This is a genomic window from Rheinheimera lutimaris, from assembly GCF_013283795.1.
In the GTDB taxonomy this organism is placed as follows: Bacteria; Pseudomonadota; Gammaproteobacteria; order Enterobacterales; family Alteromonadaceae; genus Alishewanella; species Alishewanella lutimaris.
Genome location: NZ_JABSOD010000007.1, coordinates 105,189 through 129,187, shown reverse-complemented (window position 1 = coordinate 129,187; position 23,999 = coordinate 105,189). Strand labels below are relative to the sequence as shown.

General features: G+C 47.4%; 16 protein-coding genes and 5 tRNA genes. 7 read left to right on the top strand and 14 right to left on the bottom strand.

All coding sequences use genetic code 11. The features are described from left to right. The first annotated feature begins 211 nt into the window (after nucleotides 1-211). Genes HRH59_RS09130 through HRH59_RS09120 form a run of 3 tightly spaced genes read left to right on the top strand, consistent with a single transcriptional unit; the run spans nucleotide 212 to nucleotide 5,194 of the window. A complete protein-coding gene (locus tag HRH59_RS09130) occupies nucleotides 212-1,288 on the top strand; it encodes an efflux RND transporter periplasmic adaptor subunit (RefSeq protein ID WP_173500968.1) in 1,077 nt (358 codons plus the stop codon). Continuing rightward, nucleotides 1,285-4,404, top strand: coding sequence for an efflux RND transporter permease subunit (locus HRH59_RS09125; RefSeq protein WP_173500967.1), 3,120 nt, complete (start codon nucleotides 1,285-1,287; stop codon nucleotides 4,402-4,404). The genes HRH59_RS09130 and HRH59_RS09125 overlap by 4 nt, the downstream gene beginning before the upstream one ends. Further along, on the top strand, nucleotides 4,397-5,194 hold the full coding sequence (locus tag HRH59_RS09120; protein ID WP_173500966.1) for a gluzincin family metallopeptidase: 798 nt from the start codon (nucleotides 4,397-4,399) through the stop codon (nucleotides 5,192-5,194). Before HRH59_RS09125 ends, HRH59_RS09120 begins: the two co-directional genes overlap by 8 nt. 209 nt (nucleotides 5,195-5,403) lie before the next feature. Here the strand turns inward: HRH59_RS09120 and HRH59_RS09115 are convergent, their stop codons facing one another. Genes HRH59_RS09115 through HRH59_RS09105 form a run of 3 tightly spaced genes read right to left on the bottom strand, consistent with a single transcriptional unit; the run spans nucleotide 5,404 to nucleotide 9,093 of the window. Continuing rightward, nucleotides 5,404-6,516, bottom strand: a complete 1,113-nt coding sequence (locus tag HRH59_RS09115; protein WP_173500965.1) for an HDOD domain-containing protein — start codon at nucleotides 6,514-6,516, stop codon at nucleotides 5,404-5,406. Further along, the gene (locus HRH59_RS09110) at nucleotides 6,509-8,506 is read right to left on the bottom strand and encodes an EAL domain-containing protein (RefSeq protein ID WP_173500964.1); all 1,998 of its coding nucleotides are present in this window, start codon (nucleotides 8,504-8,506) and stop codon (nucleotides 6,509-6,511) included. Before HRH59_RS09110 ends, HRH59_RS09115 begins: the two co-directional genes overlap by 8 nt. An 8-nt stretch (nucleotides 8,507-8,514) precedes the next feature. Beyond that, on the bottom strand, nucleotides 8,515-9,093 hold the full coding sequence (locus tag HRH59_RS09105; protein WP_173500963.1) for a response regulator: 579 nt from the start codon (nucleotides 9,091-9,093) through the stop codon (nucleotides 8,515-8,517). 92 nt (nucleotides 9,094-9,185) lie between these two features. Here HRH59_RS09105 and HRH59_RS09100 point away from each other — a divergent pair, with 92 nt between their 5' ends. From HRH59_RS09100 to HRH59_RS09085, 4 genes are all read left to right on the top strand, one after another. Further along, on the top strand, nucleotides 9,186-10,520 hold the full coding sequence (locus HRH59_RS09100) for an HD domain-containing phosphohydrolase (protein WP_173500962.1): 1,335 nt from the start codon (nucleotides 9,186-9,188) through the stop codon (nucleotides 10,518-10,520). A 3-nt stretch (nucleotides 10,521-10,523) separates the two neighbouring features. Then, complete coding sequence (locus HRH59_RS09095; protein WP_173500961.1) at nucleotides 10,524-11,714, top strand: FIST signal transduction protein; 1,191 nt, start codon at nucleotides 10,524-10,526, stop codon at nucleotides 11,712-11,714. Next, entirely contained in the window at nucleotides 11,701-13,086 is a 1,386-nt protein-coding gene (locus HRH59_RS09090; protein WP_173500960.1) for a sensor histidine kinase, read from the top strand. Before HRH59_RS09095 ends, HRH59_RS09090 begins: the two co-directional genes overlap by 14 nt. Before the next feature lie 586 nt (nucleotides 13,087-13,672). Beyond that, a complete protein-coding gene (locus HRH59_RS09085; RefSeq protein ID WP_173500959.1) occupies nucleotides 13,673-16,111 on the top strand; it encodes an ATP-binding protein in 2,439 nt (812 codons plus the stop codon). Nucleotides 16,112-16,114: 3 nt separating this feature from the next. Here the strand turns inward: HRH59_RS09085 and HRH59_RS09080 are convergent, their stop codons facing one another. The 11 genes from HRH59_RS09080 to dnaQ form a co-directional block, all read right to left on the bottom strand. Beyond that, nucleotides 16,115-17,425: an ATP-binding protein gene (locus HRH59_RS09080; RefSeq protein ID WP_173500958.1), complete on the bottom strand. Its 1,311-nt coding sequence runs from the start codon at nucleotides 17,423-17,425 to the stop codon at nucleotides 16,115-16,117. 2 nt (nucleotides 17,426-17,427) lie between these two features. Further along, nucleotides 17,428-18,003 carry a chemotaxis protein CheC gene (locus HRH59_RS09075; protein WP_173500957.1) on the bottom strand — a complete coding sequence of 192 codons (576 nt, stop codon included), beginning with the start codon at nucleotides 18,001-18,003 and terminating at the stop codon, nucleotides 17,428-17,430. After that, entirely contained in the window at nucleotides 18,000-18,368 is a 369-nt protein-coding gene (locus HRH59_RS09070; protein ID WP_231702443.1) for a response regulator, read from the bottom strand. Before HRH59_RS09070 ends, HRH59_RS09075 begins: the two co-directional genes overlap by 4 nt. A gap of 93 nt (nucleotides 18,369-18,461) precedes the next feature. Next, complete coding sequence (locus HRH59_RS09065; RefSeq protein WP_173500956.1) at nucleotides 18,462-20,906, bottom strand: sensor domain-containing protein; 2,445 nt, start codon at nucleotides 20,904-20,906, stop codon at nucleotides 18,462-18,464. 282 nt (nucleotides 20,907-21,188) lie between these two features. Beyond that, nucleotides 21,189-21,265, bottom strand: a tRNA-Asp gene (locus HRH59_RS09060). A gap of 26 nt (nucleotides 21,266-21,291) precedes the next feature. Next, nucleotides 21,292-21,368, bottom strand: a tRNA-Asp gene (locus HRH59_RS09055). Between the two features lie 16 nt (nucleotides 21,369-21,384). Continuing rightward, nucleotides 21,385-21,461, bottom strand: a tRNA-Asp gene (locus tag HRH59_RS09050). 54 nt (nucleotides 21,462-21,515) lie between these two features. After that, a tRNA-Asp gene (locus tag HRH59_RS09045) sits at nucleotides 21,516-21,592 on the bottom strand. A 16-nt stretch (nucleotides 21,593-21,608) separates the two neighbouring features. Beyond that, nucleotides 21,609-21,685, bottom strand: a tRNA-Asp gene (locus HRH59_RS09040). Nucleotides 21,686-21,793: 108 nt separating this feature from the next. Further along, entirely contained in the window at nucleotides 21,794-23,245 is a 1,452-nt protein-coding gene (locus tag HRH59_RS09035) for a TIGR03503 family protein (RefSeq protein WP_331460164.1), read from the bottom strand. After that, entirely contained in the window at nucleotides 23,233-23,934 is a 702-nt protein-coding gene (gene dnaQ / locus HRH59_RS09030; protein WP_173500955.1) for a DNA polymerase III subunit epsilon, read from the bottom strand. Before dnaQ ends, HRH59_RS09035 begins: the two co-directional genes overlap by 13 nt. Nucleotides 23,935-23,999 lie beyond the last annotated feature (65 nt).

The window sequence follows — 23,999 nt, the reverse complement described above, 5'->3', positions numbered from 1 at the left end:
ACCGTTGCAGGCCAGGATGGCCGAATCGAGCCCCCAGGGATGGGTTCACGGCGTGTTGGCGTGGGCAAGTCGGTTCGACGAAATAACTCCTGAGAATGTTCAGCGAGCCATATTTGCTTACAGTTGCATCCTTGCTGACATTCATGCCTGTAGGTATATTTCACACTACGCTTAACCCCGCTCTGCCGCTTTTTGCCGCCAAGGACATTTTATGTTTAAGAAAATTGCTGTCTCGCCTGTGATTATTGCCATGATATTAAGCCTGATGCTGGTGTTTTGGCTGTTCAGCGGTGACAACTACAGCGCTAAAGATGAAGCGCCGGCAGCGCAACAGGTACCCGAAGCACAGTTGGCACAGGTAGAAACCCGCTGGTCTGAAGCTGCGCCTTATCAATTAACGCAAATTGCCCAGGGTCAGGTATTGCCCTGGCGCAGTGTCAGCATAAAATCGCAACAAAGCGGCACGGTTAAAGCACTGTTAAAGCAACAGGGTGACAGTGTGCAACAAGGCGACAAGCTGCTGCGGTTATCCGATGAAGGCCGCACCGCCAAGCTGGCGCAGGCGCAAGCCAACCTTAAACTGCGTAAAAGCGAACTGGACAGCGCCCGCACTTTGGGTAAAGCGCAGTTTTTATCCACCACCGAACTGACACGGCTGGAAAGTGAGCTGGCGCAAGCTGAAGCCGAGCTGCAAAACGCTATGCTGGCTGTAAGCCAAACAGAGCCCTCAGCGCCTTTTGCCGGCATGGTAGACCGGCGCCATATTGAAGTAGGTGATTTAATACAAACCGGCACCGAGCTGATGCAACTGGTGCAAATTGATCAATTAAAAGTCACTGCACAGGTACCGCAGCAGCATATTGCAGCATTAAAACAAGGCCAAAGCGTAACGTTGCGCTTACTTGATGGCAGAGAACTGAAGGGTGAGCTGAGCTTTATCAGCTATGCTGCTGATACCGCCACCCGCAGTTTTTATATTGAAGTAACAGTCGCCAACCCCGAACTTTGGCGTATTGCCGGCGCCAGCGCCACAGTAGAAGTGCAACTGACGCCGGTATTGGCACATCTTATTTCACCGGCCCTGCTAAGCCTGGACAATAACGGCAACCTGGGTGTCTCCGTGGTCGATGAGCAACAACAAGTGGTGTTTTATCCGGTACAGATTTTAACCGCATATAACAACGGCGCCAGAGTGAGCGGTTTACCGCCACGCAGCCAAATAATTACCCAGGGTGCCGGCTTTGTAAAACCGGGCGACTCAGTAAGGGTAGCCGGAGCTGAACTATGAACAGCATTATTCAGGCGGCGATACAGCGCAGCCGCGCCAGCTTAATGCTGCTGCTGTTTTTGTTTATCGCCGGCATCAGCGCTTATCAGTCGATTCCGAAAGAAGCTAACCCCGATGTCGCCATTCCGATGATGTATGTGTCTATGTCGCTCGATGGTATCAGCCCCGAGGATGGTGAACGTTTGCTGGTGCGGCCGATGGAGCATGAGCTGCGCTCGTTAGAGGGCATTAAAAAGATGACTTCTACCTCCAGCGAAGGCCATGCCTCGGTGATGCTGGAATTTGATGCCGGTTTCGACGCCGACAAGGCGCTGGCTGATGTACGGGTAAAAGTGGATGCCGCCCGCTCTAAGCTGCCCAGCGAAGCTGATGAACCTACAGTAAACGAGATTAACGTAGGGCTATTTCCGGTGTTGTCAGTCGGCTTATCCGGCCCGGTATCAGAAAACCAGCTGGTGTATATCGCCCGGCAGTTACAAGAAAATATTGAAGCGATTCCGGAAGTACTGGAAGTGGATATTGGCGGCGATCGTGAAGACTTACTGGAAATAGTGGTCGACCCGCAAGTGCTGGAAGGCTATGGCCTGGATTACCAACAGCTGTTCAGCCTGGTATCAAACAATAACCGCCTGGTTGCGGCCGGCAGTTTAGATACCGGTGCCGGCCGGATGGCAATGAAGGTACCCGGCGTAATAGAAAATTTAGATGATGTATTGTCGATGCCTATCAAGGTAGACGGCGACACTGTTATTACCTTTGGCGATGTGGCAACCATCAGCCGCAGCTTTATAGATCCGCTCGGTTTCGCCCGTATTAACGGCCAACCGGCTGTAGTGCTGGAAGTGAAAAAACGCAGCGGTGCTAACATTATTTCCACCATCGAACAGACTAAAGCCTTAATTGAGCAGGCAAGTGCACAGTTTCCGGACAGTATGCACATCAATTACATTATGGACCAGTCGAAAGAAGTAAAAAACATGTTGTCAGACTTACTGAACAACGTGTTAACGGCGGTGGTACTGGTACTTATTCTGATTATTGCCACCATGGGCGTGCGCTCAGCATTGCTGGTCGGTATTACTATACCCGGAGCTTTTTTCGCCGGTATTTTAATGATTGCCATGCTTGGCTACACCATGAACATTATCGTACTGTTTGCGCTTATTCTGGTGGCCGGCATGTTGGTAGACGGCGCCATAGTGGTCAGTGAACTGGCTGATCGTAACTTAGCTGAAGGGCAAAAGCCGAAACAAGCCTGGGCCAATGCGGCCGGCCGCATGGCCTGGCCGATAATCGCCTCTACAGCCACCACAGTAGTGGTATTTATGCCATTGCTGTTTTGGCCGGGCGTCGTCGGCCAATTTATGAAATACCTGCCGGCCACGGTTATTCTGTGCTTGCTGGCGTCACTATTTATGGCACTGATTTTCTTGCCGGTAATGGGTGGGCTTAGCAAAGCGCAGCCACCGGCGCACGAAGTAGAGCAAAGCCGTGCCGGTAAGGCTTATCGTGGCCTGCTGGGCCGTTTGTTGCGCCGGCCCGGGTTAACCTTTGCCGGTATGCTTGGCGCCATGGTGCTGATTTTCTTTGGTTATGGCAAATACAACCACGGCCTGGAGTTTTTCCCGTCGGTAGAGCCAGAGTCGGCCCAGGTTTGGGTGCGGGCCCGCGGCGATATGTCGATTTATGAAAAAGATGCCCTGCTGCAAAAAGTCGAACAGCGCTTGTTGGGGTTATCCGAAGTACAAGCACTGTATGCCCGTTCGTTAGCCAGCGCCGGTGGTGAGCTGGCGGCCGATGTGGTCGGCACCTTGCAGTTTCAGTTTATCGACTGGCACGACAGGCGCCGCGCTGCAGCAATTCTGGATGAGATGCGTCAGCTTACTGCGGATATTCCCGGTATCATTCTGGAGTTTCGCCAGCAGGAAGAAGGCCCCTCAGGTGGTAAGCCAATAGAGCTGCAAATCAGCGCCAACGAAGCTGCCGCAACAGAGCAAGCAGTAACGCAAATTATCAGTCAAATGCAAAAAATGGGCGGCTTTGTTGATATTGAAGATGACCGCAGCTTACCCGGCATTGAATGGCGCATCGAGGTAGACCGCGCAGCCGCCGCACGCTTTGGTGCCGACGTGCTTACCGTGGGTAATGCGGTGCAGATGATAAGTAACGGCTTATTACTGGCCAAATTCCGGCCGGAATATGCCAGCGATGAAGTGGATATCCGCGTACGGTTTCCGCAAAGCTGGCGCTCGTTAGATCAACTGGGCCGGTTAACTATTCAAACTGCACGGGGTCAGGTTCCGCTGAGCAACTTTGTTACCTTAGTACCGGCACCCAAAACCAGTGTCATCAAGCGTATTGATGGCAACCGCGCGGTAACGATAAAAAGCGATTTAGCCCCGGGCGCTCAGGTAAGTGAGCGCTTACAGGCGCTACTGGCAAGCGATATTAAACTACCGGACAACGTTAACATAAAAACCGCCGGCGAAAGCGCCGACCAGCAAGAGGCAATGACGTTCCTGATGGGGGCCTTTGCAACCGCTATCTTCCTGATGCTGATGATTTTACTGGTGCAATTTAACAGCTGGTATCAAAGCTTGCTGATCTTATCGGCGATTATTTTCTCCACCGCCGGCGTATTATTAGGCTTGCTGGTTAATGGCCAAAGCTTCGGCATCGTGATGGTAGGCATGGGTATTATTGGCCTGGCCGGTATAGTGGTAAATAACAATATTGTACTGATTGATACCTATAACCAATTACGCGACAGCGGTCTTTCAGCCTTTGAGGCAGCGCTGGAAACCGGTTGCCTGCGCCTGAGGCCGGTGCTGTTAACCTCTGTTACCACGGTACTGGGTTTACTGCCAATGGTGCTGGCCGTAAACGTTAACCTGCTGGAGCCCAGCCTGGGTTTTGGCGCACCATCAACCCAGTGGTGGACACAGTTGTCCAGTGCTATAGCCGGCGGTTTAACCTTCGCTACTGTGTTAACGCTGTTTTTAACCCCCTGCATGCTGGTATTGGGCGAAAAACTGCGACCGCGTAAAGTAAACCAAGATGAAGCAGCAATAAGCAGCAGTGATGATATTGCTTTGCTGCTGAAAAAACGTGCCTAAGTTTATCGCGGTTGTGCTGGTGCTGCTTGGCAGCGCCGGCAATATCAGCATGGCAGCAACGCCACCACATCAGTTGCACTGGCAGCATGAATTCAGCGCGGCAGAGCAGCTGAAACTGGAGCAGTGGCTGGCCTTTAGCAGTCAGGCTACGCTAAATACTCTCGGGCCCTACCCGTTTGAAATGCAGTTATATCTGTACCGTCGCGCCGGCAAAGAGCCGGTGCCCTGGGCCAATACCTGGCGGGAGCACAGCCAGCAAGTGCATTTTTATGTTGCGCCGCAGTTTAGTAAGCAGCAATTTATCGCCGACTGGACCGCTTACCATGAAATAGCCCATCTGGCGCTACCTTACCTTGGGCGTAAAAATGCCTGGTTTGCCGAGGGTTTTGCCAGCTATATGCAATACCGGATCATGCAACAGGCAGGGTTAATTGACAGTGCCACCAAAGAAATCAATGCGAAATTCACGCCGCAGCGTAAACACTATCTGCACCAATTAAGCATGGTCGAGACCGCCGCACAACTGCTTAGCCAGCGCCGCTTTGCCGCGGGCTACTGGGGCGGCGCGCAGTTTTTTGTCGTTGCAGAGCGCTTATTGCTGCAGCAAGGTAAAGCGCCGCTCAATCTACAGATCCAACGCTATCAGCAATGCTGCCGCCTGCAAGACACTAACCTGCAGCAAGTTATCCAGTCATTAGATAGCGTCAGCGACAGCAAAATATTCAGCCAACTGTTACAGCAGTTTAATCAGTTGCCGGCAGCGCAATTTCTGCAGTTGTATCAGTTGTAAATCGCTGTAGCAGAACAACCACTAAACTCCGACCAGTAATACAATTCAGCACCGGCGCATTGTTAACAGAACACTTTACGTTAGTATGTGAGAGTTCTCTACCAAAGGCTGCTTATGCGTGTATTACTGCTTCTGCTGTTGTCTCTGAATTCTCCGGCGGGCGTCGGTAATGAAATACGCCTTGGGTTACTTTAACAAATTGCAGCCGGTCAAATTTCAGCCAATTTTTGCCGGAATGCAGTGTCAGATATCATGTTCAGTACCACGGAGGGCAACGTACCGCCATGTTCTTTGCGTTGACGCGCTAAAAAAAGTAACAAAGCATTATTGCCCTCTGTATAGCTGAAGTCTGGATCTGCACTCCATAACACAGTGTGCCGCAGCGACTCCGTATACCCCCAAAGGGTTAACATAAAAGCAGATACCACCGCCTCAAGTTTTACTGCAGACCAATCTGCATAGACCGCAGAATACTGTTGTTGCCATTGCTCAGTTGCCGTTATCAAGGCTCCAATAGAAGACAGCAATGCTGCAACAAACAACTCCTCCTGAACCTCCTGTTTATAACCCAATCCGCGGCATAGCAATCGCGAATGCATGGCGGTATCAAAGGCGGCATCATTTATCTGACGATGCTTATCGTAATCTAACATTGGCGTTATTGCTTGTTCTAACGCAATTGAGGTAATCACTGCACTGGTAAGTTTTACACCCAAACGCTTAATTGATTCTTCCAGCGAAGCCGTTGAGCGGGTAAACCCCATAAAGGCAGAATTGGCCAACTGCAATATTCTTGCGGTAATTAACGGCTCATGTTGAATAATTTCAACAACATCAGCAGCATCAGAATCCTCATTAAGCAATAGATCACGCACTTTTTTTACTACTGCGGGCAATGGCATCAGCAAAGCACTGTTGCCCAGCATTTCCCGCACATCGGCGGAAACAGGTAAACTATGAGTCAGTTCAACACTTTGGAACAATTGCAATATATCCAGTTCGTTAAACGGTTTACTAAGCGCAAAATGGGCTATTTTACTGGCGCTGCAGACCACTTCTTCTGTAGTGTCGCCGGTTAACAATGCCCTTACAGCCCCTGGATAAGACAGCGCTACCTCAGCAAGTACTTTATCACCATTAATTTGCGGCATAAGGTAGTCGCATATTACCAAATCAAGCTTTGTAGCCGGCGCTATTGCACTGCGCCAGGCATTGGCGTCGACAGCTGTGAAAAACTGCCAATCTGGTCGCAGCCGCCTTGCAAGGCGCACTAAAGCACGCAGCATAAAGTCATCGTCATCAATAAAGAGTACGTTAAACATCGGCACCTCCGTACAACGACACGGCACTTTGAGATTGAGCCGACGATAGCAGAGCAATATAGCCTTGCTCTGATTGTGGCCGGGCAATAAAGTAACCCTGGATAACGTCACAACCCATTTGTTGTACAAGTTGTAACTGGTCCATGGTTTCAACACCTTCAACGACAACTCGTAAATTTAAGTCATGTGCCAGGCGCACAATATTTGCCACCAGGCTTTGTGTCTGCAGATTACTTTCAACGTCAGCAATCAACGAACGGTCTATTTTTAACACATTTAATGGTAATTTGTTGAGATAGGCTAAAGAGGAATAGCCGGTACCAAAATCATCAATAGCTATACTAATACCGAGTTCTGACAACACCTTTAGTTTGTTGACACAATCATCAAAGTTTTCCAGTAAAAAAGTTTCGGTAAGTTCGAACTCCAATTGGGCAGCATTGACACCATGCTGCGTTAAATGGTGCTTGACCCACTCGATGAAATCTGGCTCCATCAGCTGACGACCAGAAATATTCACCGCCATTTTACCAATGTGAATACCCTTTTTATTCCAATTAACTAAAGCTTGAAAAGCTTGTTTTAACACCCAGTAGCCGATTTCAATAATTTGCCCCTGCTGCTCTGCTAATGGAATAAACAACGATGGCGAAACGATGCCGAACTCAGGATGATGCCACCGCACAAGCACCTCGCAACCTGATAATGCTTGTTTATGCAGATCGAACTTGGCCTGAAAATGCAAAAATAACTGATCTTGTTCAATTGCACTATGTAAAGCCTGACTTAAAGACAATTGGTGCTTTTTACGCTCTACCGCCTGGCGGTCATAACGCATGAACATACGTAGTGTACTCTGAGCAACCAGCATATTTCCCAGCAGCAAATTGTTTAATATAGTACGGGGATCATTGCCATCTTCTGGTAGCAAACAATAACTCACAGCAAAATCTATTGCCCCCTTTGCCAGTTGTTGGTGGCCTGTTATCGATGAGAGTATTTCAGTGATATTCTGTAGTACCTGCATCTCACTATCTGGCACAGGTATTACAATTACAAACTGCTCATTGGCCAGAAAAGCCAGCTCTCCTAAAGCAGACGACGACGCTAACAATTGTTCAGCAATAGACTCAAGTGCACGCTCCGCTTCGGTGTAACCAATAACACGACTCCATAGTTCAAAACTACGTATCTTTACTGCAACCAAAGCTAAAGAGCGCGCATTTTGTATATATTTGGGGATTAGCTGCAACAACTGTTGGTAATTTAACATGGCGGGTAAGTCAAACACGTTATTAACTAACACCGGAACCGTTACATAAGACAATTCTATAATGCAGCTGCCCGGGCCAACTAAGCGACAGCTCAGTTCAATTTCAACAAGGCTATCCAGCGTTACAAACACGCTGCGGGTTGCATCAAAAAGCGTGGCGCTAATTTTATCTTTGTCCTCTGCCCGCACCAAACTGGCAAGCAAACACCCCGCTTTGCTTACTTCATCTCCCAGCAATGCACGTGCAGCTGCATTTACCTGTAAAACAATGCCCTCAGACGACAGCTCAAGCAGCGGTTCCGATGCCGCCAGCAACATTTTGCCGGCTTGTCTGTTAAAACGATGTTGTTGGTAATGCTCCAAGGCGGCACCAACTTGCAGCAGCAACTCTTCGTCTTCCCAGGGCTTTTGTAAAAAACGAAATGCAGTGCCTGCATTTAATAATTTTTTTACTGATTCAAAGTCAGAGTAACCACTGATAACCAAACCGACAATGTCAGGAAAATGCGTTTGTATTGTTGCAAGTAATTCAGCACCATCCATCGTTGGCATGCGAAAATCAGTCAGCACTACTTTACAGGGCCATGATTGCAATATTGTCAGCGCATCATCGCCACAGCTTGCTGTTTTGACACTATAGCCGGAACGGGACAATACCCGGCTAATTGCCTTTAAAATGCCAGTTTCGTCGTCAACAACCAGAACCGACTTTTCCATCTTGCCTCCTAACTCAGCAAGTTGTTTACCCTGTTTAGTAAATCTGTATTGTCAAATGGCTTCGCAATTGCGTCATTTGCACCAATCCTAACCGATTCGGCTAAGTCAGCCGGTGCTAAACCTGATAACACCAGAACTTTAAGTGCTGCAAGGTCAGGGCGCTGACGAATAAACTGAATAACCTCAAAACCATCCAGGCCGGGCATTGATAAATCTAAGATGATCAAATCAGGCTTTTCAGCAATAATTTTTACCCCCGCCTGAAAACCATCCTGAGCAGATATAATGTCATGCGGTGTCGATTGCAGCACGCGGCGCACAGCATTGCGCATAGCCACTTCATCATCGATAATTAATACGCGTTTTTTTTCTGAAGCAGCTTGCACTGCACTCTCTTGCAGCAAGATATCAGGCATTGGCATATGCTGCCGGTGCAGAAAACTGATAAAGTCTTCTACCAGCACCCGATAATTCCCTCTACCAGGCAATTTATGTCCTTTAAGTTGCCCATTGGCTATCCAACGGCTCACCGTGCGCTGATGCACATCACAGTACTGCGCAATTTCACTGGGTTTAAGCGTTTTCACCTTATAACTTCCACTACTAAACTTGATTCCTGCTAAGTTATAGCATAGTTTTAAAGACAAGGACAAATAAGACAAATGCGAAAGGTGTTAAAATGACAGCACTATCTGAAGATAAAAGGCCTCTGGTACTTTTTGTTGATGACGAACAAAGCATTCTTAAGTCTTTGCAACGGCTTTTTATCAATACAGAAGTCGATTTGCTGTTGGCTGACGGCGGCATCAAAGCTTTGGAGCTTATGCACACACACCGGGTCAATGTCATCGTTACCGATATGCGCATGCCCAACATGACTGGCGCCGAGTTTCTGGCGCAGGCCGCTAAGCTCCAGCCTGATGCCTATCGCATTTTAATGACAGGATACGCTGATTTAGCCTCCACTGTTTCCGCTATTAACCTTGGAAAAATTCATCGTTATATCCAAAAACCTTGGGACAATCAGGAACTGCTGGCCGCCGTAGACGAAGGTCTCGCCTTATACCGGTTGGTGCGTCAAAACAAAATTCTGACAGCAAAAGTAGCAGCGCAAAATAAGCAATTAAAAGAGATGAATCATTCGCTTGAGGAGATGGTACACCAGCGTACAGCCCAACTAAAAACCACCTTGTCAAAATACAAAGAACTGGCTGCACAACGCGAGAAAGAAGAAGCGGCAACCCTGGAGGTGCTGTACAACATCATCAGCAGCTATCCACCATTGAGTGGTGAATTAGCCAGAAAAATCAGCAGTACCTGTGAAAATGTCGCTAAGGTTCTGCAATTACCAAAAGAGCAAATGATTGCCGTGCGAAAAGCAGGGTTGTTTTGTGAAATTGGTAAAATTGCCTTACCACCTCACATAGCTGCAAGTGTCTATACAAAATTGGACGGAACTGAGCGTCGTCAGTTTTTCGAACATCCGCAACATGCTGAGGAAATTCTGCTCCCTGCTACACATTTATCAGATGTTTCGTTAATTATTGCAAACCAGCTGGAGCGTTTTAATGGTGCTGGTGAACCGGCACAGAAAGTCGGTACAGATATCCCGCTGGGCGCAAGAATTCTCTCCGCGGTACGAGATTTGTGGTTGATAACAGACGGCTTCCAGGATGGCAAAAAAGTTACGCTACGACAAGCGTTTGACAATATAAAGCTTCATCAGGGTAGCAATTACGATCCTGATGTCATCAAAGCTTTGTCAGTATTGCTGCAGAAAAACGAGCTGCATACCATCGAGCATATGCGCAGTGGCCTTGAAGTCACCCAGCTGGCAACCGGCATGAAACTTAAAAGTAATCTGTATAATAAAAAACATATCTTGTTACTGCCTAAAGACCACATCATTACCCGTTCATCACTGGACAGACTGCTGGCTTATCAGTTGAAGCATAAAGAAACTCTGCTTGTAGCGGTAGATATCATCGATATAAATGACTCTGAAGAGGAATAGTTAATGAAAGTGATCCGTCATTATCTTGATGTCACTGACCAAGCTTGTTTCTGTGATCAGTTAGTGGCTTTGGAGCAGCCGGAAACAGCATCTTTGTCTATTGCTTTTGGCAGCACTAAAGCCATCACTGAATTATCAAGCTGTCATTATGCCACCATGGTGTCGGCTGGCTGGGTAGCGACGAGCTCGTGCCGGGATGCCTTTTCTGATCGAGCCACAGAAAGCAATCATCATCTGGCTATATTACAGTTTGTCGACCCAAACGGTGCTTACGGTGTAGCCAGTCGACATAGTAATAGCAAAACCATTGTTGAAGACAGCAAAGCAGCTCTGGAAGAAGCCTTACTGGCAGCAAATAAACCCGGTGAACTGCCGGCGTTTATTTGGTGCAGCCCATCCCCCGGATTGGAAGAAGGCTTACTAACAGGTATTCGCGAGCTTATCGGCAACGATGTACCGGTGTTTGGTGGCAGCAGTGCTGATAATGATATCAGCGGTAACTGGTGTATGTTTGATGGCAAGCAACTAATAAACACCGGTTTTATCATTGCGGTTATGTTTCCATCAGTGCCAATAAGCTATTACTTTAGTTGTGGTTATGAACAAACGACTTTGTCTGCTGTAGTTACCGGTGTCTCTGAACGACAACTTATTACCCTGGATAACCAACCAGCTGCCGATGTTTATAACAACTGGCGGGCGCTAAACCGCCACCCTCCCTTACCGGCAGGCCCGGTTCTGGCTGCCAGCACCTTCTCACCACTTGGCAGAATTGTGCCACAACATGATATCAACATGGCATTGTTGTCACACCCGGCGCGAATAAGAACTGATGGTTCAATTGATCTTTTTTCCCGGGTACATACCGGAGAATGTATAACCTTTATGCAAGGAGATACAGAACTGCTGGTTCAACGTGCTGCAACGGTATCGGACATTGCCCGACAGCAACTGAGTAACTTATACGATAGCAAACCGCAGGCAGCCATTGTTATTTTTTGTGCCGGTTGCATGCTGGCAATCCCTGATGACATAAAAAGAGTGCATCAAGGCATAAGGCAAAAGCTGGAAAACATTCCGTTTATCGGCGGCTACACCTTTGGTGAGCAAGGACGCTTTGCCGATGGTATCAACAGGCATGGCAACTTGATGATCTCTGCAATTATTTTTGGGAGCGTCAATGAGTCAGTCTGAAAAACAGCAAGAACTGTTGCTGCAGTTAAAAGTTGAAAACCAGCAACTGCTTAAATTCAAAAAACTAAACAATCTTATGCGTGATACGTTGGAAACCTTTACCGCCAAAGGCAGGCAGCAGTCGCCATTTACCTCCCTGTTTGCATTGCTGCATCAGGAACTGCAAGCCGATGAGCAACTGATTATTGCACTCAATGATGATGAGACATCCTTTAGCATTTTAGACGCCACAGCCCCCGGGCTGAAAAATTTAGCAGCACCGTTTCTGCATACGCAGAATAAGACTAAATCAGAACAGCATATATTCAGTCAATCGACGGTTTTTTTTGACCTCGCGCTAAGCCCGAAATGGCCGGCAGCGTTTAGAAGCATGCTGCCGAAAGCCAAGTCAGCATTGATCCAACCTATCAGAATTGGGCAGCACCACTATGCCATTGTGTTACTTTCGGATCAGCCGAAGACATTTACCATTGAAGCCAAAATAGTGGTAGCAAGCTACAGCAACTTTATTGCCAGTTTCTTGTCGCTATTTGAAAACCAGCGCCTGGCAGCAGAGCGCGATCAGCTGTTTGCCCAACAAAAACGTATAGAACAAAGCATGGTGCAACAAGACAAGCTGGCAGCTATAGGTCAGTTGGCTGCTGGTGTTGCTCATGAGTTGAACAACCCCCTGGGATTTGTTTACAGCAATCTCAATACACTACAAGTCTATATGCAAACCGTGCAGCGTTTTATTCACAGTGCTTATTCGATAGCACCAGAACTAAAAGATATAGCCGCAGCAACGAACCTGAATTATATATTAGAAGACAGTTTTGAGTTAATCGAAGAAAGCCTTGACGGTGCCAGACGGTCACGGGATATCATTAACAACCTAAGAACCTTCTCACATCCGGACGATACTTCAGCATCAAAAGTAGACCTGTTGGAGCTGCTGGAAAGTACCATTCGTATCGCAAATACCCAAATTAAACGCCACGCAACATTAACGCTAAGCAAAGACATTGATAGCGCGTTAGTGAACGGCAATGCCACCCAACTTAGCCAGGTTCTGCTAAACCTGATCAATAACGCGTATCACGCCATTAAACATAAACAAGGCCTGATAGTGATTTCAGTAACCCAACTCGGCCGCTGGCTAACGTTAAAAATTACCGATAATGGCTGCGGTATAGAAGACAGCGTATTGCCTCACATATTCGAGCCCTTTTTTACGACTAAAGATGTAGGTCTGGGCACAGGGCTGGGTTTATCTATTTCGCGTGCTATTGTTGAGCAGCACAATGGCTGCCTGGCACTGGAACATACCAGCCCCAATGGCAGTGTCTTTGTTGTTAGTTTGCCCGCAGTGGATACCCGTATTGATGATTAACTGGCAAAGCAAACCTGTTAAAACCTTCAGAGTGATATTCTTCGGTTATTGCATATTACTGGGTTACCTGGCAAACCTCTCGGCAGTTGCACTTCCAATTGCGGTGCCGCTTACAGTCGGCAACGTTGCTATTTTTGTCATTCTGGCCAGGCTAGGCCTGGTCTGGGGCATAGTAAGCTTTATAGTTGTGACGCTGCCACTGGCACAATCGCCGGCGATCGTTCTTAGCGCCGTTCAGGTCATGCTATTTTTAATTTATTTAAATTATCCCAAACGCAGTATCTGGCTGTTCAGCCTGACATACATAGCGATTACTGCTGTTATTTGCTATCTGATGCTGCCGGTAGCGATAAGTCATCATCCGCTATTGCTTGGCCTGTTTGCGCTGCTATGCGCTGCTGTTTATGCCTGGTGTATAAAAGCGGCAACATTATTCCTGGCAATGTCTGTTCAAGCAAAACAATTAAGGCAACAATCGCTTCAGAATCAGTTGTCCTACCGCTTTGGCCTTTATGCGGCAATTCCAGCCACCCTATTGATTGCACTGGGATTAAACGGAGCAACCAGTGTTAATCTGGTTAAAAAAATGGCTACGTATCACTTTCAGTCAGATGAGTTAAAATTTGATGTTGAGCTGAAACTGAATGAGTATTTAGCCATTGTGCAAACGATGGCGGCATTACCTGACAGCGTCCTTGATAAAGCAACGTTACAACAGCTGGTGGCACAAAAACCGGAATTTATTTCAGCGCTAACAACAGACCAGCTTGGTATCGTTACACAGTTTTATAAAGCGGATGTAAAAAATGATGCTTTGCTGGGTGTCAGTGTCGCCGACAGAGCCTATTTCAGTGCGGTTAAAAGCCGGCAATTGCCTTATATCAGCGATACGTTTACCGGTCGCACGTTAGGCGAAGACCAATTATTTGCGGTAAGTGCACCGATCACATTAGGTACTGATTTTAATGGCATTTTACAATTTTCTGTCAAACTGGACGCCCTACTGAATGTATTCTCTATAGACAGTGACGATGCGTCACATCAAATTTTGCTGGATAATGCGGGTAAAAAAATCTGGGGTAACAAAACCAGCGGAAATATTGGTGAACTGTGGCACCGGCCAGAGCATGCCAACGCTATGTCAAAAGCGTTTTTACAAAACAGCGTGTTTAATCCTTTACCACCAATAATCATCAGTGAAGATGCACATCATTTTATGCTGCAAGAGCATATCGGCGCTACCGGCTGGTCGCTGAATTACTTTATTGATACCGAATCGGCAATATTGCTATTTTATTTTTACTTCGCAATAGCCCTTGGCCTTATCACTTTAATTTTGGAGGCGTCGGTAACTCTGTCTAAACGCTTTGTCAGCCGCTATACCATGGCATTGGAACAACTCGTAGACTATACCAAACACTGGGATGGCAAAAGTGCCAGTCAGGGCAAACCTGAATTTAGCCAATCAGCGTTAGAAATTGAAACCTTAACTGATAGTTTTGTTAATATGCAGCGCCGTGTATCTGGTGCACATCACGCGATAATCGCGACTATGCAGGAAGTACGGCAACTAAACAGCGAGCTGGAGCTACGCGTAGAGCAACGTACCAGTGAGCTTGAACAGGAGCGCGACAAAGCGAATCATCTTGCGGCGGTAAAAACCCGCTTTTTAGCCAATATGAGCCATGAGTTACGCACGCCGATTACCATTATAAAAGGCTTCACCGAAGCCCTGATATCGCAAGCCAATGCCGACGTCCTGCCTCAGCTGACTCGCATACAGCAAAATACGGAACATCTGCATAACGTCGTCAATGATATTCTCGATGTCGCGAAAATGGATGCAGGCAAAATGAGTTACGCCCCCCAATCGGTAAACGCGCTGACTGTATTAGACGAAATTGCCGCCAGTCTGGCGCAGTTATGCAACAGTAAACCACTTACAGCAATCGTTGCTATCAACTTACCGGCTGAGCTTTGTATTTGGGCCGATCCTTTTAGGCTTAAGCAAATATTGCTCAATTTGGTAAGCAATGCGGTGAAATTTACCCACAGCGGCACGATAAACTTATCGGCACATTATGTAGAAACTGATTTGGTGGTCAGCGTTGCCGATCAAGGTGTTGGCATCGCTGCTGATAAAATACCCTTGTTGTTTCAGGCCTTTACTCAGGCTGACACCAGCATTAGCAGAGATTATGGCGGCACCGGCCTCGGGCTTTATATTAGTAAAGAACTGGCTGATGCTATGGGTATGACACTGACAGTTGACAGCATCTTGAGTCTGGGCTCTACCTTTACATTACGTATTCCGGCAAAATTAGTCTCTATCGAAGCACAGCCCGCAGCGGCAGCTGTCGAACAGACTGTAGCAGTATCAGATGAAATATATCTTGGTAAACATGTGCTGGTGGTTGACGATGTAAAAGATATACGCGAGCTAATAGCTTCTTTACTTAAGGGTACCGGACTGGAGCTTAGCTTTGCAACAGACGGCCATGAAGCGCTTAAAATGGTGAAAAACCACGCCGTTGATTTGATTATAATGGATCAACAAATGCCGGGAATGGATGGCCGCTCAGCTGCATTAAAAATCAGGCAACTAGGTATTAAAACACCGATAATTCAGCTGAGCGCTGCTGTATTCACCGACCAAACTGAATTATCAGCGTTTGACAGCGTGTTAGCCAAGCCCATTGATAAAAAAGCGTTGCTGCAAACCATCGGGCGCTTGCTGAATACTGTGCTGGCGGTAAGCCCTGCTGAAGCAATTGACGAGTTAGCGATGGAATACCAACAAAGCTTGATCGCTAAGAAAGTGAGTTTGATGGCACTATTAAACCAGCAAAAATATGAAGAACTGGCACACGAATTACATAAGATCAAAGGTACCAGTGCCTGTTTTGGTTTTGATGCTATCGCACAGGCAGCAACAGAGGCAGAACTAAAACTCAAATTATCTGAAATAGATAATCAGCTTCTATCTAAACTGATGTTAGCTATCGAAACCAACATCAGGTTGTAGTTATCAATTTTTTGATACCGGTGATTCCGATAACTGCTCAGTAGCTAATATAGGCAACGTAATAGTAAAGCAGCTGCCTTTGCCCGGCTCACTCTTTACCGATAAGCTAGCTTTGTGCTTCTGCAATATACTGTACGACAAAGACAATCCCAGGCCCGTGCCCGTTCCTACCGGCTTAGTGGTAAAGAAGGGCTCAAATATTTTTTGCAGGTGTTTTTTCTCAATACCAACGCCGGTATCTTTAATCGCGATGGTAATAGCGGACTCAGTTGCCGCCACATCAATATAAATATCGCCTTTATCTTCAATCGCCTGAGCGGCATTAACCAACAAATTTAAAAACACTTGATTTAGCTGCATTGGTTGGCAGTACAGTTCAGGCAAATTTGGCTGGTAATTCCGATGTATTTCTGCTTTATACTTGATCTGGTTTGCCGCAATTTTTAGCGTATTCTCCAGGCCATCTATAATATTGGCATACTGCCACTCACTGCTATCGACATGCGAAAAAGCCTTAAGATTTTTTACAATAGCAGCGACCCGTTCAAGCCCTTCAATTGACTCATGCAGCAGTTCAGGCAAATCAGTGCTGATAAAGGCAAACTGTTGACGTTTAAGCATATCTTGCTCTAGCGTCTGGTAGGTTGGATGGTTAATTTTGGCGAACAATTTTTGGTAAAACTGCACCAGTTTAAATAACTTAGTATTGTAGTCCTGCAGGCTTTGCAAATTAGAACTAACAAAACCAACCGGGTTATTTATTTCGTGTGCTACCCCCGCAGCCAACTGGCCGATTGCCGCCATTTTTTCTGATTGCAGTAACTGATTCTGTGCTGCTTCAAGTTTGGAATTTAACTTCATTAACTCTGCATGTTCTTGCTCAAGCTGCCCGGACAGTTTTTTTTGTGCCTGATAATAGCTGGCAAGCTCAGTGACATCTTGTACCACCATACAGACTGTATTAACCTGCTGCGCTTCAACATCCAGCGGAAAAAACTCAATATTCTGAAACATCAGTGTTTCTTCGCCGGTTATCGGGCGGCTACTACGAAACTGAAATACGTGGGGACGATGTTCCCAATACGAAAAACTGGCATTATTCAAAACAAACACGCTGTTAATTTTTTTTTTCAAAAAGCGTGCTTCGTGAGGGAATAACTCAAGTAAATTAGGTAATGACATGTCTTGTTGCAAAATACCCAAACGGTCAGTAAAAAAATCGTTCCAAAATAATATTTTATAACTCTGATCAACAATACAGATCCCCAGTGGCAAACGCGATACAAGTTTACTCAATAAGGATGTGTTCTGCATAACTACTCCAGTAACCGGTTTAACGCCTGCAACAGTGTGTCAACAGCAATATCCTCCAGACATATCACTACTCTGGAGTCGAACTGACTGGCTTCCACTTTAAACTCGACTTCCATCATCAGTGTGCTGGCCCAGTGCACATGCACAGTTTGCTGATTTTCCGGGAAAAACAGCGTAGGCATGCTTAACTTTGCGTTTAACGCCAATTGCTCTGTAAAACCCGACAAACACGCACCGGCCAGAATATTAGCCAGCTCAAGCAACAACTCGCTAAGCGCATCATGGTCCAGTGGCACTTCGTAATCCATCAGTTCGCCGATGGAGTCGCAACCCGTTTTAGACAGCACCGTGAGTACTTCGCCGCGGATATGCCCCAGGAAAGATTGCCGGGTATACCAAACATCTGTGTCATTCAGCATTTCGGCAAATTGTAAGGGAGTAACAGATACAATTCGTGGTATCGACAGCGTAACTTTTGCACCAACTAACCGGGCCAGTGCATTAGCCGCTTGCCCCATCGAGATATTCATCAGCTCTTGCAAAGCATCACGCTGATCTTCTGACAATAAAGTGTTCATATTAACCCCACTTCAAACAAAGTTTCCCGTAACTGCTCTGCCTGAAGTGGTTTATGCAAAAATCTGAATGCGCCTAATGAATCAACGAGCCGCTTTGCCTCAGGTTGAATATCCGCACTGATAACGATAACGATCGTTTTTGCGTGATGCTCATGCAGATACTTCAACACACCAAAGCCATCAAGTTCCGGCATAGTTAAATCCAGAAATAACACCTCAGCTTTTCCTGATTCAACAGCTAACAATGCCTCTTTCCCATTACAGGCTTCAGTAATATCCACATCCCACTCAGGCGGAAGCGCTCGCTTTACCGCTTTTCGTGACATTAGTGAGTCGTCGGCAATCGTTACAGGAATTGGCATCATTGACTCCAAAAGGCAAATGTCTCATTTGTCTTATAGTAGTGGTAAATTTGAAAACGTCAACCTTAGTGCAAAGAAAAAGATTAAGTTGAGACATTATCCGGCGTTATGAACATCCAGCAATTGTTGTTCAGTCTCAGATAAACTAGCTGGCTCAGCATAAAAATAGCCCTGACCAAATTCACAGCCTAACTGCGCCAGCAAAGCCTGTTGCTCTGCGCTTTCTATGCCCTCAGCAATAACAGAGACGTCTATTGCCTGTGCCATTGCTAACATGGCCTTTACCAAACTCAGGTTATGGCCTTTATCCAATGCTTGCACAAAGGCTTTGTCTATTTTTATATAATCAATCGGTAAAGACGTCAGATAGGATAATGACGAATAACCGGTGCCAAAATCATCAATGGCCACTTTAATGCCGACACTACGAAACGCATTGAGATTTTCCAGAATGGCCGGAGCGTTATCCATCGCCACGCCTTCGGTAATTTCCAGTTGCAAACAGTCCGCCGGCAACGCCAGTAAGCTAAGTTTGCTTTGAATGTATTCGTAAAGCGCCGGATCGGAAAAATGCTTAGCGGTAATATTTACCGCTACCGGCAAAGGCTGCAAGCCACTTTCACACCATAAGCTGATTTGCCGCAACACCGTTTTTAATACCCAACAATCCAGCTTTTTCCCCAGATTCACCGCCTCAGCAATAGGCACAAAGGTGTCCGGCGCAACAGTGCCCAGTGCCGCATCATGCCAGCGTAACAGCGCCTCATAGCCGGTAAGCTGCTGACTGAGTAAGTGATACTTGGGTTGCAACACTACAGTTAACAAGTCTTGCTCCAGCGCGCGGCGCAGGCCTTGTTCAATCTCTAACCGCCGGGTTAGCGCATCATGAATATCAGCATGATATAAACGCAGCGGCAACGCCTGATGCTTAGCGTCAAACATCGCAGACTCTGCTTGCTGGATCAGTATCGCTAAATCGCCGGCGTCGTCAGGGTACACACTGATGCCAACACAGATTGACGGCGAAATTTTTTCCTGCGCCAACCAATAAGGCTCGGTACAGTTCTCAATAAGTTGATAAACAAAAGGCAGTAAATCAATCCGGTTAGCTAAGGGTAACAGCACGATAAAATCGTCAGCCCCGGGCCGGCATGCCACGGCTTCCTGCGGCAATAAACTTTGCAACCGGTGTGCCGCTTCTATCAGCATTAAATCGCCGAACTCATAGCCATATTTTTCATTAATCAGCCGAAACCGGTGACAATCGATAAACAACACCGCCATGGCCAGGCTCTGATCAGCGCGGCGGCTGAACTGCTCTAATAAACCTTCTTTATTCAATAAGCCGGTTAAGGCATCAAAGCTGGTCAGAAACTTAGCGTGATTCTTCGCTTTCACCTGTTCGGTAATGTCTATGCCCACGCCCTGAATTTCATCGCCCGACTCTGCAGTACCGGCCAGGCTGCTAAAGGTCCAGTCTACCCAGTGCACCGCATTTTCAGGCCCCAGCATACGCACTGACAATGACACAGTATGGCCCTCACCGGCCTGGCGTAGCTGCGTCAACAAGGCTTCCACGTTGTGACGTTCATCAGCGTGGATAAATTCAAAAACAGAAATACCCAGCATCTGAAACAGCTGCTGGTTTAACTGGCGGCAAAAGGCATTGTTAACGAAAGTAAGCCTGGAGTTTTTACTTAACCGGCAAATAAATTCTTTTTGATTTTGTACAATATCGCGATAACGTTGCTCAGCAGATATAAGCCGCTGTAACACCGCTTTAAATTCCGACAAATCATGGCATACGCCAACAAATAACCGACCCGTTTCTGAACGGGCCTCACCAACCGATAAATGCATCGGAAATACACTGCCGTCCTTGCGTCTTGCCTGCACATCACGGCCAATACCGATAATTTTGGCCTTACCACCGCTTTTGTAATTATGCAGATAGCTATCGTGCTGCGTAGCATGCGTTGCTGTCATCAACATACTGACGTTATTACCGATAACCTCTTGTTTGTTATAACCGAACAACAATTCAGCACCACGGTTGAAGGTTTGTACAACACCCCATTCGTCAATAGAGATTATGCCGTCTACCGCCGCCTCCAGCAGCGCATTCTGCATTGATTGCAAATTTAAATGCGCTTTTACACTGGCCTGATAAGCTGACAAGTCATGACAAATGCCGACAAAATAACGCTTGTTGCCGGCTTTAGCTTCCCCCACGGACAAATGCATCGGAAAAACACTGTTATCTTTGCGCTTGCCCTGCACATCACGGCCCGAACCAATAATTTTAGCGTCCATGCCATGCTGTACATAATTAGCCAGATAACCATCATGCTCACTATGAAACGGCTCCGGCATTAACATACGTACATTTTGGCCAACACACTCAGCCGCAGCATAGCCAAACAGTGTTTCTGCCGATGGCGAAAAAACACAAATTAAGCCCTGCTGGTCTATCACAATAATGGCATCGACAGCAGAATGTACAATAGCATCCTGCAACCGGCTCAGCTCAAATGTATCCATACGCGGCGTAACCTTGTTGTTAGCAGCCCATACAATAAATTACTAATTTAAGCTGTTAATAATTGACAAGTGTTACAACAATAGAAGTATTGTTTCCATTTTTCCAGACAAGCAGCTTAAATAACGTAATGAAGTAAACCTGAAAAAGGAATAAAGGTTAACATTAAATTGTGACTTTTGGCGTAACAGGACGGTTAAGCTTTTAACAGAGAGCAACCGACTGAACTACCGGCAATGACTATACTGCAGAAAACAAAAAACCAGCAGTATGCTGGCATAAAGTGGCGGAGCGGACGGGACTCGAACCCGCGACCCCCGGCGTGACAGGCCGGTATTCTAACCGACTGAACTACCGCTCCGGATCAGGAAGCTTTTTTCCACAAAGTGGCGGAGCGGACGGGACTCGAACCCGCGACCCCCGGCGTGACAGGCCGGTATTCTAACCGACTGAACTACCGCTCCGGTGTGTATCAAAAAGTGGCGGAGCGGACGGGACTCGAACCCGCGACCCCCGGCGTGACAGGCCGGTATTCTAACCGACTGAACTACCGCTCCGCGCTGGAGTGAGCTTATGCTCTTTGGCTTTTGCCTTACGGCAACTTACTGAAGTGGCGGAGCGGACGGGACTCGAACCCGCGACCCCCGGCGTGACAGGCCGGTATTCTAACCGACTGAACTACCGCTCCGGTGTGTATCAAAAAGTGGCGGAGCGGACGGGACTCGAACCCGCGACCCCCGGCGTGACAGGCCGGTATTCTAACCGACTGAACTACCGCTCCGCACCAATTGCGCTGCAAGATTTCGTTTGGGTATCCTGCAGTGCGGCGGGAATGATACGGATTAGCCGATAGGCCGTCAACACCTTTTTTGCCGCTTTTGCCTAATCCTTAATCATCCGGCAGGGTCAGATCGAGAATGTCATCCATATCGTTGTTTTTTTGTGCATTAGCGTTATTTTTCGCTGTGCCGGGCTCCTGTGATTGCTTTACTTCTGGCTCAGGCTCTGGTGCAACCGGCTTTTTGCGCCAAAACAGTAAATCTGTCCAAGAGCGCCCTGTCATGACAAACCAAATAGCCAGGCCACCACCAATTAAAATCAGCAAATTAGCGCCTATCACCAGTCCCCACGGAAATTCCGGCTCCGGTTCTGCCTGTTCGGCGGCTATTTCATCTTTAATACTTTGCGGTAGCTCATCCAGCACCGGTGCTTCAAACACCGGCATTTTCACTACAAAACTGGTTTCCGGCAAACTCAGCATAAATTGGCGGCCATCCTGCATGGCCCCAAAGGCTTGCACCTCCAAAATATAACTACCGTGGCCGCGGTTATGCAGCATCACTTCACGCGCAGTTAAGCCCGGCTCATTAAGGGCAAACTCATCTACCTCGCCATTAGGGTAACGCACGCGGCCCTGCAGCAGCACGCTTGCTTTATCTATACTGTCGTCGGTTATACGAAACAATACCTGATGCGGCTTTCCTTGCTCTGCCGGCTGGCCGTCAGGTAAGGCTGGTGCGGCAATAATATCTGCCACTATAGGCGCAGCTTGTAATACAACCGGCGGCTGCTCTACCTCGCGGGTGTACAACGGCGTACGTACTATATATTTCGGGATCCATTCGCCGGAAACAAAGCGCAGTTGGAACTCGCCGGTAAAAACGCCGTCACGCGCCCGCTCATCATAGCCTTTGCCATCATCACGAAACTGCGCCACCTGCACCACACCACGGCCAAAGTTGTCGTACTCTGCATTGTTGGTACTGACAAAGATAACCTCAAGCATCAGCACTTCACGAAAATCACGCGCATTCATTGGCTCATTGCCGTTGGTTAGCCGGGCGGTAATTTTAACTGTTTCACCGACCATTAAGTTAGTGGGCAGTGGGTCGACATCAAGTTTAATGTCGGTCAGCACCATAATGCGACTTTCCGGTAGTAACCGGCCTATCGCCTGCCAGGGGCCGGGCATCGGATTTTTAATTTCAATCAAATCGTAACTACTGGCATCGTGCCAGCGTATTTTATTTTGCTCTGCTGTATTAAAGTGCAACTTGCTGCCATCAGGTTGCACCAGCACAGTTGACGCAGAGCCACGCCGGCGAAACAGCAACAAAGTAATTTCTTCCACGTGCTCATCAATACGAAAGCGGTTTTCAAACAGCGGGATCTGGTTTTTGGTCGGCAAATCGCTCAGCAATTCAAAACCATTGTGCAGCAACGGCTGCTCTGATTGCGCAGTGGTGGTTTTTTCAGTGGTAGCTTGTCCGGCATCCGTTTGTTGTGCTGCCACGATACTGCTGAATAACAATACCGCTAACCAACTTATCAGTTTCGCCACAGGCAACTGCCCCCTTTTTTCTGCACCAGATCCAGCCGGCTTTCATGCGCGGCCAGCTCCTCATCGGTAGCACGAATGACAGTTAACCGGCCATTACGCTGAATGGCTATTGGCCCGGTATTACCATCCGCCCCGTCTTGCTCGTTAGCCAGGTTTAAACTTACCTGGCCACCTGTCATTAACAGATAAACGTCCGCTAAAATCTCGGCATCCAGTAAGGCGCCGTGCAGCGTACGGTGGCTGTTATTAATATCATACCGGCGGCATAACGCATCCAAATTATTCTTCTGGCCGGGATGAAGTTCCCGCGCCAGCAATAAGGTATCCAGAATGGCGCAGTAGCCGCCAACCTCGGGTAACTGCGGATGCAACATGGCAAATTCATGGTTAATAAAGCCAACGTCGAACGCCGCGTTGTGGATCACTAACTCAGCGCCGTGAATGTAGTCATAAAAGCTTTTAGCAATGTCGCGAAACTTGGGCTCGTGTTTCAGCCGCTCGTTAGTGATACCGTGTACGGCAACGGCTTCCGCATCAATAATCCGCTCGGGGTTGATGTAAACATGAAAATTATTGCCGGTAAAACGCCGGTTGATAAGCTCTACACAGCCGATTTCAATAATACGGTGGCCATCTCTGGGATTAAGACCGGTGGTTTCGGTGTCGAGGATAATTTGTCTTTTAGCCATAGCGGTTTCGTTTTTTACTGCATTTGGGTTAGATTATACGCCGTTTTGGTTTGAGGAAAGGCTTT

Excerpts from the sequence above, each read along its gene's own strand:
- HRH59_RS09130 (WP_173500968.1), top strand. The coding sequence starts at position 212 with ATGTTTAAGAAAATTGCTGTCTCGCCTGTGATTATTGCCATGATATTA.
- HRH59_RS09125 (WP_173500967.1), top strand. The coding sequence starts at position 1,285 with ATGAACAGCATTATTCAGGCGGCGATACAGCGCAGCCGCGCCAGCTTA.
- HRH59_RS09115 (WP_173500965.1), bottom strand. The coding sequence starts at position 6,516 with ATGTTTAACGTACTCTTTATTGATGACGATGACTTTATGCTGCGTGCT.
- HRH59_RS09110 (WP_173500964.1), bottom strand. The coding sequence starts at position 8,506 with ATGGAAAAGTCGGTTCTGGTTGTTGACGACGAAACTGGCATTTTAAAG.
- HRH59_RS09100 (WP_173500962.1), top strand. The coding sequence starts at position 9,186 with ATGACAGCACTATCTGAAGATAAAAGGCCTCTGGTACTTTTTGTTGAT.
- HRH59_RS09095 (WP_173500961.1), top strand. The coding sequence starts at position 10,524 with ATGAAAGTGATCCGTCATTATCTTGATGTCACTGACCAAGCTTGTTTC.
- HRH59_RS09090 (WP_173500960.1), top strand. The coding sequence starts at position 11,701 with ATGAGTCAGTCTGAAAAACAGCAAGAACTGTTGCTGCAGTTAAAAGTT.
- HRH59_RS09085 (WP_173500959.1), top strand. The coding sequence starts at position 13,673 with ATGGCTACGTATCACTTTCAGTCAGATGAGTTAAAATTTGATGTTGAG.
- HRH59_RS09080 (WP_173500958.1), bottom strand. The coding sequence starts at position 17,425 with ATGCAGAACACATCCTTATTGAGTAAACTTGTATCGCGTTTGCCACTG.
- HRH59_RS09075 (WP_173500957.1), bottom strand. The coding sequence starts at position 18,003 with ATGAACACTTTATTGTCAGAAGATCAGCGTGATGCTTTGCAAGAGCTG.
- HRH59_RS09070 (WP_231702443.1), bottom strand. The coding sequence starts at position 18,368 with ATGATGCCAATTCCTGTAACGATTGCCGACGACTCACTAATGTCACGA.
- HRH59_RS09065 (WP_173500956.1), bottom strand. The coding sequence starts at position 20,906 with ATGGATACATTTGAGCTGAGCCGGTTGCAGGATGCTATTGTACATTCT.
- dnaQ (WP_173500955.1), bottom strand. The coding sequence starts at position 23,934 with ATGGCTAAAAGACAAATTATCCTCGACACCGAAACCACCGGTCTTAAT.